Genomic DNA, 13,737 nt, shown 5'->3' on the forward strand with positions numbered 1-13,737 from the left:
TAAAAAAAAAGAGATTAAATTAAGAATTTGAATGAAATTTTAAAATTAATATATGATTCTATTCAGTCTTAATTGGATAGAAGGAAAGAAGCAAAATTTTCATATAAATTATCATAAATACAGCTAAATTGCTTTGGTTATAAAAACTTATAAATAAGGAATAATGAACTAAATAGAAGCTTTGCAAAAGAGCCTGGGCATGATAGGGAATATCATTTAGATATTTATTAATCTGTTAATATGCTGACTTATATCCTGTTTGATCTTAAGTCAATCTTAAGTTTGGCAAGGCATTTATTTACTCAACGGATAAAAAAAATAGTATTTTAGACTAGGGGATCTCTTTTTTGCAAGAAAAAAAAGGTGTATTTGCCTGTTTTTGTTTTTAGTGGCCCACTGTAAGTGTATAAATGGCTTAGTATTAACTTATTGCAATAAAGCTTAAAACACTAATGGTTTTGGACTTTTTTGAGGTTTTAAAATATCTTCTTTGTTTTTTAATTTGTCTATAACGCTTTGATAATGATCCATTATTTCCATCTTTCCCCAACTACCTTTTGTATTGGTAATATCATACATTTCTTTTTGCTTTGGAGGCAAGTCATCTCGGTAGTACTTACCTGAGTTTTCTGTTGCTTTACCAACGGGGCTTTCGTTATTCATTTTTGAATTTAAACTCTTACCCACTAAACATAAATTGCCTAAATTATTTAAAACCAATTTGTTCGCTTCATTTTCCATAGATTGTGGTAAATGATGTTCTACAGAATTTCGGTATTTAAATTCAAAATTATATTTTAATGGATATTCAACCCACATTAAATAATCAATAAAATTTAATAAAAAATGAGGTGTATTTGTTCCTTGGGCGTAATTACTATCCTTAACGATCAAGGCTAACTTTTCATTCCTATCATATGTATTAAGAATTAAGGCATCTAATTTGGATAAAAAATCAATAGCGGAAATATTTAAGCTGTTTTGGGGGACAAACCAACTGAGTAACTCCTGGAGCCAATTTTTATACTTTTTAGTTCTAAAGGTAACTTGCAGCATAGAAAGCGCTTTTATTATTCTTTCTGGATCATCAAAAGTATTTTTAAAATTTATGCGGTTTTGTTTTTTACTTGCGTAATAATACAGTTCGGGTTTTTTTAATGACCATCTATAGCTATCTTCAGATTTTTCATCTTCAGCAGATTTTATAACAAACCTATCAAATACCACTCTATAAAAAAGTAAGCTTTTAATAAAGTCTTTGGTATCTATAACTTTCTCTAGTGCATTAAATACTCCTAGCAAATCATCTCCATTAAGAGGAATGTCATATTGAGTACTGTATTTTAATTTAAAAACATGCATTAAAAAGTTTGGAAAATCAATTATAGAATTCAGTTTTTCAACCTCATTGTCATTATCTGTGCTATCACTTTGAGCATTCATAATAAGGGGCTTCGATAGAATCTCGCTAATTGTTTGAGGTCGATTTATAGCATTTCCATCATCGATTATATCAGAAAGCTTATAAGTAAATGAATTGTAGTTTGTTCCAAACAACGCGACTCTTTCATTTGGCGGAAAATACTTTTGAACCTGTTGATTCATCTGAGAACACGCATCCCAAATTTTCGCATATATTTTAAAATACTTAGAGTCTTTTTCCTTTTCAAGAATTCTAGCCTTTAAGATTTCATGTTCTTGCAACTGTTCTCCGCGGTTATTCATTACCTCAAAATAATGCGCTACGTCAGTATCATTAGGTATTTCAACTCTAATGAGAATCACTTTAGTGAAAAAGTATTCTTTGAACTCCCTTAAAGACTTTTCATCTAAAGTATTTAAAGGGGTTTGCGCTAATTTTTTTGGAGTTACATTAGCGTTTTGAATATAATTTACGGCATCTACAAAATGAGCAATTTTATCATCGCTTAGTGCATTTACGATCTTTGTATCCTGGTAATAGTTATTTAGAAATTCTTCTACTTCGGGTCTGGAATCATATTTAAGTTTTGGAGTTGTCAGCTGATTGTCTAAAAATTTTGCAATTAATGAAATTGTTGTTAAGCGCTGTTGACCATCTATAACTTCAAAATCACCATTTACTCTTTTTAAAACAACTAAGCTCCCTATATAATAATTAACCTGAGGTATTTTTTTGAAATTTTCATAGATATCTTGCAATAATTGATAGATTTCATTCTCACCCCAAGCAAAATTTCTTTGATATAAAGGAACTATGTACTGATCATTTAAAATTTGGTTGATATTTTTATCTAAATTTTTATACTCCATAGCCGGATTTTTGATATTTTGACAAATTTATTTTTTTGTCAGTTGTGGTAATTTTTATATTTAATAAGAGCAATGCTTCTATAACAATAGCTATTTCTTTTCTGCAATCAATTGGCCGGACCAATTGATTTAAATTTTTTAAATCGGAATAGTTTTTACTTTTTGCTATAATGGCAAATAATTGATGATCAATAGCGTACTGCATTACAGACTCATATTTAACTTTTTGCTTCTCTAATCTTAAGCGATAGACAATAGTGTATAATATTTTATAATATTTGTGTAGTCCCTCTTCTCCGAATTTATCAAAAACAAATAAAACTAATGATTTGTAGAGTTCTTTCAGGTATCGATCTCCATCTCGTGTAGTAGGATAATCAACAAAGGTCTTGTAAAATTCTTTAAACCCGGCAGCGGCAACAGAGTTGTCCAGATAAATAAACAACTGTTTATAGATTTCTGTATAGGTCTCTACATATTCAAAAAAGACTTTCCCATTTATTATATTTTGATTGATTAAGACAAAAGGATTTACATTATCAAGTCGAAGAGTCTCAAATCTTTCCTTTATTGATGTAAGTTTTAAATCATTGGTCTCTTTATGATTTAAAAAATGATTTTGCAATAAATCTTTATTCTCAAAGGGATGATCTGCTTTTGGATTAGACTTAAATGTTATTCCTTTAAATTCGTGCAAATTATTTTTGTTTAATTGATACGCCTTCTCTTTTCTTGACCATAAGCGTGGACGATATAATTGCTCATTAAACAATTGCTTTAAAATATCTTTTATTTGATTTTGTTCTAAAGGATGACGAGTAGCATTTTCCCATCTCTGATCACATTGAACTTTAAGTATTTGGCTATCTTCTTCCATAGCTCTAATATGATAAGCTTTAAGAAGGTTATATGCTTGGAGTTCTTTTCCTTTACTGTTTTGCGAGTCAAACATTTGAAATGCTTCAGCATGGTTGGATACTATAACCTCTACAAACTCACAAGAATCTATAAGGTATTCTATGAACGCTGCAAACTCAGTGGCAATATGTTCCTGAATCCAGTAATTAATATATCCACTGTTATAAATTATTGCATTTTTAGAATCAACATGATTGTACTTCAAGGATGAACTAAGAGCCGGGGGGGTACTGTGTGATAATTGTAATAAAGTTAAAATTATGGTTGTAATTCTTTGTTGACCATCTACAATATCCAATTGTTTGTTATTCTCATGCAGAATAATACTTCCTATTCTGTAAGTCTTTTTTTTCTGTTTCCAGCTACCATAAATGTCATCTAAGAGCTGTGTTACTTGTTGATATCCCCAGCGATAGGGTCTTTGGTATTCGGGTATATTTAGATTTTGATTAATTATATCATTAACTTTTTTTATTTCTGCCTTAATTCCATTCATTACAACAACTTTTTTTACTTTTAGGGTTTTTCAGCTTCGCTTTGTTTACCCATATTGATTATTTATGTTCTAATTTAGTATGAACTTAGCACTGATAAAAATTCTCATCTATCTCGCCATCAAGTATTGCCTGTTCAATATCCAGGAGTGTTTGTGACATGGCTAATCTTAATGAACGTTGGGAATTAGTTGGATTTTGTCTTTGAATTAAATGATGAAGGATAGCACCAAACTCATTATTATGAGTTAAATCTTGCTCTATACTTGCGGCTCGCTGTTCTATTAATCTACCTATAGTTCTATCACAATCATTTAATATGATCCCTAACTGATCAACTAAATTTTGTTGTTCAATTAAATGAGCTAATTCATGAAGGGCTATCATTTCAGTAAATAAAGCATTATATCCTAAGGCCCCGGGTAAGAGGTTTTCTCTTATTGCTAAAGCAAAAGTTAAATTTTCTTCCGGGTTTTTAAAATGTAAAGAATCTACATAAAAAGCAAAAACAGCACTGTCAGTATTTGCAATAACAATAGCATGCAATTGTAGATTTAAAATATCTTCCTGCTCAAGAATTGCCTCTCCATTAATGATGTTATAAAAGTTTACATTAGCGTTAGCAAGTATTGATTGTATCCCGTAATTTAAAGCAATTGCTGCATAGAGTTGTTCTACCATTAATTAGTTTTTTAAATGTTTGGTATTATTATTAAAGTTTGAAATTCAAAGTAAGCAATAGTTGGATTTTTATAACTGCAAATTCAATTTTGCTTCTTGGCATATATACCAGAACTGTGCTTGACTAATTGTGCATATTAATTGCCATTAGAGACTTCTTATTTCTTTGATGTTAAAAGTAGGAAAACATAGTATATAAAAAAGGGCTTAAGCAAAATCTATTTTTTTGTTCCAATTATTTGGCTCTTTTAAAAATATTGCGATCATTTAAAATAATAAAATAGAAGATAGTCCTTGAAGGTAAAATTTTTAAAGGTGCTTTTTTTATACTTTGGAGTTTTTTGTTTAGCGAGCAGAGCTTTAAATTGGTTATATTTGTCTATAGCGACATTTAATCTAATTTAAAAAATAAACGACGATAAATGAATGATTTTGAACAAATTTATGAGGCTCTGCTTAAATTTAGAAATGAAAGAGATTGGGAGCAGTTTCATAATCCTAAGGATTTATCACTAGCAATCTCCATTGAGGCCTCAGAGCTCCTAGAGCTTTTTTTGTGGAAAAAAGCAGAAGAAGCAAATCTTGAAAAAATAAAGGACGAACTAGCGGATGTTTTCTCATTTGCCTTTTTGTTAGCCGATAAATATAAATTAGATGTCAAGGAAATCATTTTGGAAAAAATAGTCAAGAATGCACAAAAATACCCTGTTGATAAAGCAAAAGGGAATGCAAAAAAATATAATGAGTTATGATTATATATCATAGCAGTAAATCCTCGTTTTGTCATGATGTGCGCTCCAATAATATTGAAAATGTAATTCATGATTTTTTTAGATCCAAACTCGGCTATTCCACTACAATTGCTGAGATAAATTCATGGAAAATGTCAATGATGTACATGCATAATGTACTGTGTGATACGGAGATTCCAGATCAGGCGGGTATAATTATTGAATATCAGATTCCTCAAACCTCAAAAAGGATTGATTTTATTGTCACTGGTCAGGACCATAAAAAAACTAATTATGCCATTTTAATTGAACTAAAACAGTGGACAGAATCTGAAATTACAAACAAAGATGCTATTATTGAGACTTTTGTGGGTAAAAGAAAAAGAGAAGTCAGTCACCCGTCTTATCAGGCATGGTCTTATGCATCTCTTCTAGAGGGCTTTAATGAGGCCGTTTATACTTCCAATATTCAATTGAAGCCTTGTGCATATCTTCATAATTATAACTCAGATAATATAATTGATAATGTTTTTTACAAAGAGCATATCGATCGTGCGCCTTTATTTTTGAAAGCAGACGCATTTAAATTAAGTGATTTTATAAAACAATTTGTAAAGTTTGCAGATAAAGATAAGGTAATCTTTGAAATCGATGGGGCAAGAATCCGACCTTCGAAAAATCTAGCCGATAATCTCTCTTCAATGTTAAAGGGAAACAATGAGTTTGTTATGATAGATGATCAGAAGATTGTTTATGAAAATGCGCTTCATTTAGCAAAAAAAGCTACTTCTAAAAAGAAGCAGGTATTAATTGTTCAAGGTGGACCAGGTACAGGAAAATCTGTTGTAGCGATTAATTTACTTGTAAAACTGACAAGCCAAAAATATCTTGCTCAGTATGTTACCAAGAACGCGGCTCCCAGGGCCGTATACGAATCAAAGTTGAAAGGATCATTTAAAAAGTCTGAAATATCAAATTTCTTTACAGGGTCTGGATCCTTTACAAGTACATTATCAAATGTATTTGATGCCTTGATAGTAGATGAGGCGCACCGTTTAAATGCAAAATCAGGGATATATAAAAACCTTGGCGAGAATCAGATAAAAGAAATCCTATTTGCATCGAAGTTCTCAGTATTCTTTATAGATGAAAATCAGAAAGTGGCCATTCATGATATTGGTCAAATAGATGAAATTAAAAAACTTGCTAGTGAACAAGGCGCAGAGGTTACCGAACTCGAACTTAATTCGCAATTCAGATGTAATGGATCAGATGGCTATCTGGCGTGGCTTGACTATGTATTGCAAATTAGAGAGACGGCCAATATGACTTTAGAGCGGGATGAGTATGATTTTAGGGTTTATGACAATCCATCAGAGCTACGAGATAAAATCCTTGAAAGGAACAAAATAAACAATAAAGCCAGATTGGTAGCTGGTTATTGTTGGCCATGGAAAAGCAAAAAAGATTTTAATGCGATGGATATCTCTTTTCAGGGGTTTGATTTTGCAATGAAATGGAATTTAGCCCAAGATGGAATGAAATGGCTTATTCAGCCCGATTCAGTCAATGAAATAGGATGTATACATACCTGTCAAGGACTAGAGGTGGATTATGTAGGGGTGATTTTTGGACCTGATCTAATAGTTAGAGATGGTATTGTTTTAACTGATGCATCAAAGAGGCACTTTAATGACAGCACTATAAGGGGGTATAAAAAAATGTTGAAGGCCAATCGCACACAGACCCAGGAATTAATGGAGATTATAATAAAGAATACCTATAGGACACTTATGACAAGGGGAATGAGAGGATGTTATATTTACTGTGAAGATAAAGAGACCAATGACTATTTTAAAAAATTGATTTCAATAAATGATTAATAAAATAGGGATCAATAAATTAGAAAATAAAAAAATAGTACACCATTGAGTTTACAAAGAGATCAAAGCTACAGTGGCCAGGATACATAATATAAATCCACCTTATAGAGAAGAATTTGCTTGAAGATTTGGAAAATGGGGTTTGCATGGTATTGTTTCATTACCTGATCAAAGAATGATTTTATTCTTTTTTGACAGTTAGCGCTACGCAAAGCGGGTGATACTTTTTAAGAAGCAATACAAGAGAGGGGGATTTTAATCTGGCAAGGCAAACCTAGCCAAAAACTTCATAAATAACAATCCTCCAGAAAAGTGATATTTATTTGCTGTTTGGAACAATTTCAATAATAAGTATTTAGAGCTGTTATCAATAATTATGAAGTGAAAAATTCATAAATCGCTTCGCTATTTCAATTACCCAATTACAAAGTAAAACTTTACTTAGAAATACAAAACCTAGATATTTGATGCCTTTTTTTATTTCTCATTTTATGTGTCGCGGTACGATTTCAAACTTTAACTAAAAATGCAGGTTTTTAAAAAATCCTGGCTTGTTTTTGGTAACTGGTTGTTGTTTAGGTAGCTGTATTTTTGTTTTTATACCTGTTCTATAATAATTAAAACAGTCTTAAGGTACTTTTCCCTTGTCTGATTTTATAGAATTAGGTGCTTATATAGAGTATTAATTTAAAAATTAAATAATATGAAATTAAGCTTAAAAACAAAGGCAAATATCTTAGATGCTACCTGTTTACTGTATATTTTTTTACTGGTCTATGCGGCAATGAATAAAGGGCTTGATTTTGAGAAATTCAAGGTAGAACTCGGGCAGTCTCCACTCTTAAGTGCTTTTGCCAGCTGGATCTCCTGGGTGGTGCTTCTTATAGAATTTGCCATTACTATTTTTCTTTTGTTCCCTAAAACGCGCTTTAGGGCGCTATACGCCGGATTTTGTTTAATGTCAATGTTTACGGCCTATATTTTTATCATGCTAAATTTTAGTTCTTTTCTTCCCTGTTCCTGTGGTGGCATACTAGAGAAAATGAGCTGGCAGCAACACCTCGTGTTCAATATTTTTTTTGTAGTACTGGGCGCATGGGCACTTTGGCTTAATCACACAGCAAATTTTTCCAGCGCAAAGAATCATACAAAACTTCCATATTCCATAGGGTTACTTCTGAGCGCTTTGCTCAGTAGTGGTATCGTTGTGTTTTTGTTTGTTAGTTCGGAGGAAATTATGCAGCATAAAAATCCTTTTATCCGCCGTTATCCCCATCATCCCGTGACTCTTATAGATACGATAGACCTGAAATACAATTCGTATTATTTTGCAGGAGAAGGCGAAGGAAAAATCTATCTTGGAAACTCTACTGCTCCCTTGTCCTTGTTGTCTGTTGATACCAAACAAAAGCAGCAAAAAATAAGAATCTCACTGGATCGCAAACTTTTTTCTTTCAGGGTACCCAGGATAGCAGTTGCTCCTCCCTATTTTTATATATTGGATGGGAGCGTTCCTGCGATTTTTAGTGGCAATACCCATAATTGGATTGCCAGATTACACGAGTCCAAAGCTCCCTATTTTAATTTGGCAGCACCTATAGACAGCAGTTCCATTGTGTTTAGAGGAATAAGCAAGACTACAGGCTATAACACCCTTGGTGTTTTTAAAGCAAAGGAACCATCTAAGACACTAATGGCACCACAATTATTGCAAAAGCAAATTGACGGGGTTTTTGATACTGATGGAATGCTGCATTACAGCGCTGAAATAAAAAAAATAGTCTATCTCTATGCCTATCGGAACCAGTTTATTGTGGCCGATTCAAAAGGATCATTGAACTATCGGGGCAATACCATTGATACCATCTCGCGTGCGCAGATAAAAGTAGCCTATCTCAAAGAAAAAACAGAACGGACCATGGCAATCCCTACTCTGAATGTCAATAAAAGCAGCAGTGTTTGCGGACATTTGCTATTTGTTAATTCGAATGTTCCAGGCCGATTCGAACAAAAGCAGGTTTGGAAGCAAGCCTCCGTGATTGACGTTTATGATCTTAATGAAAAAAGCTACCTCTTTAGTTTTCATATCTATGGGATTGGAAATAAGAAATTTCGAAGTTTCCAGGTTACCCCAACCCATGTATATGCTCTTATCGATACTAAATTGGTAGTCTATAAACTAGGTGAAAAGCTAAAAAGTGAAATGAAACACGTATTGGGAAAAAATCCCCATACGCCATGATATACTAGCGCTAAGTGTCAGGAATCAGATCGAACACCTGTAGAAAAAAGTAGATCGCGTTTAATCATAAATTTTAATTATTATGAAAACAATAGTTTTAAAAAAGATGATGCCTATCGGAGTTTTTGTGTTGGGCATCTCCGGAGCATTTTTTACCACTTCCATGCAAAGTGCTAATAATGCAGAGGACTTAGTTCCAATATTGGGTTTTGTTGAAACTGAGGATGATCCTTGTGATATTCCTGTTAGCTGTGATACACAAGGTACCCAGATTTGCCGTCTTTTTGGCGCATCGGGACCTCAGGCCAAAGCAATGGACAGCCCGACTACATGTGAAAGGGTAGTGTTTCGTCCTCAATAAAGTTTGAATGCCCATTAAAATGCAATGCAGTTCCAAAAGAACTGCATTGTTTTTTTGCAATTATCTCAGGCCTTCTATAAGCCATTCCGCCGGGCTGGTATTTTTCAGATGATAATCAAACCACTGGTGGATTCTTGTAGATAGGTCTTTCTGATTATCACGGTTTTCAAGATCATGTCCTTCTTTGGGATAGACCAGCATAATATTGGGTTTTCCCAGACGCCTGAGGGCTAAATAAAATTCCCTGCTTTGGGTCCAGGGTATATTGTTGTCCTCTGTTCCTGTCCAGGAAAGCAAGGGCGTCGTACAATTTTGCACGTGTTCAATGGGAGAATTTCGAGCATAGGCTTCCCGGTCTTCAAATAAGGATTTTTTCATGCGCATCTGATGATTTTCAAATCGCCACATCAGGGGTTTTCCAAAAAGACCCACCGAGAGATAATGGCTTGTGAAATTAGTTATGGCAGCGCCTGCCACAGCAGTGGCGAAAAGATTGGTCTGGGTGATGATGAAATCGACCTCATAGCCGCCAAAGGAATGGCCTATGAGCCCAATCTTATTTGCCTGTACAAGACCTTGGTCAATCACTTCCTTGGTTGCGGCCACCACGCAATCCAGGGCCGATACTCCGGGATTGTCGATTTCGTAGGTAATATCGGGAAGAAGCACAAAATAGCCCTGGGTGGTATAGGTTGATATATTAAACCCCGCAGAGTCGAAGTCCAATGGAGCAATATAGTTATGAATCCTATCAGAGAATTTTTGATAAATGTGTACGATCATTGGATATTTCTTTTGCTTGTCATAGGCAGCAGGGTAGTACAGGATCCCTCTTAAGGGTATTCCTTTGGCATTTTTATAATGTATGAGTTTTGCTTTTCCCCAATAGAATTGTTCTTGCTGTGGATTGCTTTGTACCACTAGCTGAGGTGTTTTCTCTTTTGGCGTTAGAACCATAAGCCTTGGGGGTAGTTCATAGCTTTGTTCCAGATACATATAAGTGCCGGCAGTATTTACCATGAGACTCAGGCCGGTATCATCCGAAAAAACGATCTTATCATTGGACTTAGTGGACCATTTATAATAGCCGGTGCCCCCGTCTTTGCCTGTAGCCTCGAGCAGCATTCCCTTTTCAGGATCAATGGGGTCCAGTATCCACCCGTCATAGTTGAGTCTTCCCAGCACAATTTGGGAATAACCTGCGAGTCGGAATTTGGTCTGGCTCTCGCGGCCATGGGTGAGCCTTCTAGCGGCGCTACCATCAGGGGTAACCGCCCAGATATCATAGGCATCACATAGCAGGATTTCTTTATCACCGGGAGTAAAGCCTAAATTGGGATAAGGTTCTTCGCCTTCATATTGTTCACTTTTGTTATGATAGAAAGCAGCATCGATGTTTTTGGTGATATTGGTGTGGGTTTTCTTTTGGATATTGTAGATCCACCAGTTTTTCTGGTGAAAGTAGGCAATGTATTTTCCCTGGGGAGAAGGTATGGTATAGAGGTAAGAATCAGGATGTTCCCTAAGCAATAATTCTTTTTTGCCCGTGGAAAGGTCAAGGAGATAAAAATCCCTGGGGCCTTCTCTTCTGTATTGTGGCTCGTATTGTTTGGTATTAGATATAAGGGCATATTTCTGGTCGCCGGTCAGCATGGGCTGGGGCAGTAAATCATTAGTGATAAGACTGTAGCGATCCTGCTGGGGAGACCAAAAACCAAGGTAGACTCCCTTGAATTTTTTTTGATTTTCCTCGGTAGGATAAATCCATTTGGCATTTGCGTTCCACACCTGCACATCAGTACTTTTGGCGCTGTCTTTTGTTTGGTTTATGCGTTGCAAACCAAAAAATAGTTTCTGCCCATCCCCTGAAATTTGCAGTTTGTAGCTTGCAACTGGAATCGAGAGGGAATCGCACAGAAAGTTTTGCTGGCTCAGAGCCTTGGAATGATAGAGTTTTTTATCGGGCAGGTTGTAAAAAAAGAGGATATTGCCGTGAAGATCCACAGCTGATTTTTGCGTAAAGGCGAGCGCGGTTCCCTCTTTGTGCCATACCAGGTTCGCAAAAGGATCCACCCCACTATGAAGCATTGTTTTTTTGTTATTTTTGGAAAGATCCAAAAGGTTGATACTGTACTGATCTGCAGTTTTTTGGGTGTAGAGCAGCATAGTTTTAGCCGGATTCATGACAAATTCTCCGACCCCTGCAATACGCTGCACTGCACTGCCGTCAGCGGACTGAATAACCAGCGTATTTTCTTTTGCTTTTTCACTCGTTAAAATCAATAGCTGCCCACTTGGTGCAGCGTAAAGATTCTTTATGACATTATCGATGCGCTTTTGCTCTCCGGTTTTTAAATTGACCAGATGCAATTCTTTTTGCGTTTTGTAGGCAAACCATTCCGTAGTAATGAAATTTCCCCTGGTCCCTAAGGGGAAAGTATATTTCTTTGATGAGGTAATGTTCTTTACAAATAGTGTATCCTGGCCATTTTGGTAGTAAAGCGAATAACTGACCCACTTTCCGTCCGGGCTTATTTTTTCAGGATCAAGATCGCCCCATTTTGGGTAGTCACTAGCTGTTAATTCCTTTTTTTGCAATACCTGCCCCCAAAGGGAGCAGGCAACCAATTGCAAAATAAAAACTAAAAAAAAGGTTGTCTTTCGACAAGGTATTGGCATTGTTATTCTGGATTGTATTTTCATTGTCGTGTATATTAGCATTAAAATTAATAGCCCGGATTTTGTGGCTTCAGGTTAGGGTTAAGGGCAAGTTCGCTCTCAGGGATGGGCAGCAAATTCTCTGTGGTATCCCAGCCGGGTTTTACAGAGAGGGCAGTATTTAATTGGTCTGTTCGCTTCAGATCAAAAAAGCGGTGCCCGTATTCGGTAAAGAGCTCTTTTTTTCTTTCCTCTAAAATGGCCTCTAGAAGCTCTTCTTTGGATCCGGCGGCTGTGCCTGGAAGCCCTGCGCGATTTCTTATTTTATCCAGGTCCTGCTTCGCCCCGGTAAGGTCTCCGAGTTTTGCGCGGGCTTCTGCGCGAATAAGGTATTGCTCGCTAAGGCGAAGCACGATGGAATATTCTTTTGAAGTGCCGCTGTATTGGGATTCCTTGTACTTGAAAGGATAATACCATGTTCCGCTCTCATCGCTTACCACGCCTATCCAATGTGATTTGCGCAGATCGCCCTGCGTAAAAGAACCTACCAGCGATTCTGTAAGGGCCACCTGGGGCGGGGTACCGGAATCAAAAATAAAAACACTGCCCTCATCTGTATTTTTGCCAGCCAGAGAAGGCATGAATTGCCAGATAGCTTCCGGTGAGTTTTTTAAAAACACCTTGTCCAGTTCATTTTCAAACCCATACAGGGAAGTATTGTCAATGACCACTGTGGCCATTTGGCGGGCATCCTCCCAGGCTCCCTTGTACAGATAAACCCGGGCCAATATTGCTTTTACAGCAAATGAATTGGGACGTACCCGCTCTGAAGTGGGATAGGAGGCAGGGAGCAGGGCCTGGGCCGTTGTCAAATCCTCTATGATTTGCAAATAGACCTGATCCAAAGGTATCCTGCTCACTGTGCTGTTGGCTTTGTAATCGGTAGACTTCACATAGGGAATATCGCCAAAGAGCTGCAGAAGATAGAAGTGAAGCAGTCCGCGTATAAAAAGCGCTTCGCCTTTTAATTGTGCCTTTTTCGGCGTATCAAAATCAGAGGCCTCCACGCCACTTAACACTACATTGCAGGCATAAACCTGGTTGTATGCATTGTTCCAAAATTGCGATACATTGCCATTGGAGGGCAAGACGGCATTGGTGTAAAAGGCAAAAGAAGCACTGCTGGAACCCTCATAGAAATCCAGTTCATCGGTATAAATTCCTGCCTGTGCCGATAGCCCAAATATAGTTCCTGATAGTAGCCCCGTGTCCCGTAGCTTTGCATAAATATCGGCCATGGCTGCATTGGCGGTGGCATAATCCTGAAAAACGGCCTGGCTGGTAAGTTGCGATTTTGGAAGATCCACCTCAGTGAAGGAGTCACAACCCGATAGGCATACCAGCAAACTAAAAAGCATTGCTTTAAGGGAAGTGTGGCACACATACGATTGTTTATATATTGTTTTCATGGGATATG

Annotated in this window: 9 protein-coding genes; 4 read left to right on the forward strand and 5 right to left on the reverse strand. The window is 36.2% G+C overall.

Annotated features, from left to right (window positions below):
* Positions 1–441 precede the first annotated feature (441 nt).
* The 3 genes from ASC72_RS15810 to ASC72_RS15820 form a co-directional block, all read right to left on the reverse strand.
* The gene (locus ASC72_RS15810) at positions 442–2,292 is read right to left on the reverse strand and encodes a DUF262 domain-containing protein (RefSeq protein ID WP_056192673.1); all 1,851 of its coding nucleotides are present in this window, start codon (positions 2,290–2,292) and stop codon (positions 442–444) included.
* Positions 2,282–3,706 carry a DUF262 domain-containing protein gene (locus ASC72_RS15815; RefSeq protein WP_056192676.1) on the reverse strand — a complete coding sequence of 475 codons (1,425 nt, stop codon included), beginning with the start codon at positions 3,704–3,706 and terminating at the stop codon, positions 2,282–2,284. Before ASC72_RS15815 ends, ASC72_RS15810 begins: the two co-directional genes overlap by 11 nt.
* Positions 3,707–3,791: 85 nt before the next feature.
* Entirely contained in the window at positions 3,792–4,385 is a 594-nt protein-coding gene (locus ASC72_RS15820; RefSeq protein ID WP_056192679.1) for a hypothetical protein, read from the reverse strand.
* A 422-nt stretch (positions 4,386–4,807) separates the two neighbouring features.
* Between ASC72_RS15820 and ASC72_RS15825 the strand changes: the two genes are divergently transcribed.
* The 4 genes from ASC72_RS15825 to ASC72_RS15840 all read left to right on the forward strand — a co-directional run bounded on the left by ASC72_RS15825 (position 4,808) and on the right by ASC72_RS15840 (position 9,602).
* Positions 4,808–5,137 (forward strand): nucleotide pyrophosphohydrolase, encoded by a 330-nt coding sequence (locus tag ASC72_RS15825; RefSeq protein WP_056192681.1) that lies wholly within the window; start codon positions 4,808–4,810, stop codon positions 5,135–5,137.
* On the forward strand, positions 5,134–6,999 hold the full coding sequence (locus ASC72_RS15830) for a DUF2075 domain-containing protein (RefSeq protein WP_056192684.1): 1,866 nt from the start codon (positions 5,134–5,136) through the stop codon (positions 6,997–6,999). The genes ASC72_RS15825 and ASC72_RS15830 overlap by 4 nt, the downstream gene beginning before the upstream one ends.
* Before the next feature lie 703 nt (positions 7,000–7,702).
* Complete coding sequence (locus ASC72_RS15835; RefSeq protein WP_056192686.1) at positions 7,703–9,241, forward strand: MauE/DoxX family redox-associated membrane protein; 1,539 nt, start codon at positions 7,703–7,705, stop codon at positions 9,239–9,241.
* Positions 9,242–9,323: 82 nt separating this feature from the next.
* On the forward strand, positions 9,324–9,602 hold the full coding sequence (locus tag ASC72_RS15840) for a DUF6520 family protein (protein WP_056192688.1): 279 nt from the start codon (positions 9,324–9,326) through the stop codon (positions 9,600–9,602).
* 60 nt (positions 9,603–9,662) lie between these two features.
* On the opposite strand, the gene ASC72_RS15845 is transcribed toward ASC72_RS15840, so the two are convergent.
* Both ASC72_RS15845 and ASC72_RS15850 read right to left on the reverse strand, forming a co-directional pair.
* Complete coding sequence (locus tag ASC72_RS15845) at positions 9,663–12,305, reverse strand: prolyl oligopeptidase family serine peptidase (RefSeq protein WP_056192691.1); 2,643 nt, start codon at positions 12,303–12,305, stop codon at positions 9,663–9,665.
* A gap of 23 nt (positions 12,306–12,328) precedes the next feature.
* Positions 12,329–13,729 (reverse strand): RagB/SusD family nutrient uptake outer membrane protein, encoded by a 1,401-nt coding sequence (locus ASC72_RS15850; RefSeq protein ID WP_056192694.1) that lies wholly within the window; start codon positions 13,727–13,729, stop codon positions 12,329–12,331.
* Positions 13,730–13,737 lie beyond the last annotated feature (8 nt).

The sequence above is a fragment of the Flavobacterium sp. Root420 genome (assembly GCF_001427905.1).
GTDB lineage: Bacteria > Bacteroidota > Bacteroidia > Flavobacteriales > Flavobacteriaceae > Flavobacterium.

Bases quoted from the DNA above. Each gene is read 5' to 3' on its own strand.
- ASC72_RS15825 (WP_056192681.1), top strand. From the start codon at position 4,808: ATGAATGATTTTGAACAAATTTATGAGGCTCTGCTTAAATTTAGAAAT.
- ASC72_RS15840 (WP_056192688.1), top strand. From the start codon at position 9,324: ATGAAAACAATAGTTTTAAAAAAGATGATGCCTATCGGAGTTTTTGTG.
- ASC72_RS15810 (WP_056192673.1), bottom strand. From the start codon at position 2,292: ATGGAGTATAAAAATTTAGATAAAAATATCAACCAAATTTTAAATGAT.
- ASC72_RS15845 (WP_056192691.1), bottom strand. From the start codon at position 12,305: ATGAAAATACAATCCAGAATAACAATGCCAATACCTTGTCGAAAGACA.
- ASC72_RS15830 (WP_056192684.1), top strand. From the start codon at position 5,134: ATGATTATATATCATAGCAGTAAATCCTCGTTTTGTCATGATGTGCGC.
- ASC72_RS15850 (WP_056192694.1), bottom strand. From the start codon at position 13,729: ATGAAAACAATATATAAACAATCGTATGTGTGCCACACTTCCCTTAAA.
- ASC72_RS15820 (WP_056192679.1), bottom strand. From the start codon at position 4,385: ATGGTAGAACAACTCTATGCAGCAATTGCTTTAAATTACGGGATACAA.
- ASC72_RS15835 (WP_056192686.1), top strand. From the start codon at position 7,703: ATGAAATTAAGCTTAAAAACAAAGGCAAATATCTTAGATGCTACCTGT.
- ASC72_RS15815 (WP_056192676.1), bottom strand. From the start codon at position 3,706: ATGAATGGAATTAAGGCAGAAATAAAAAAAGTTAATGATATAATTAAT.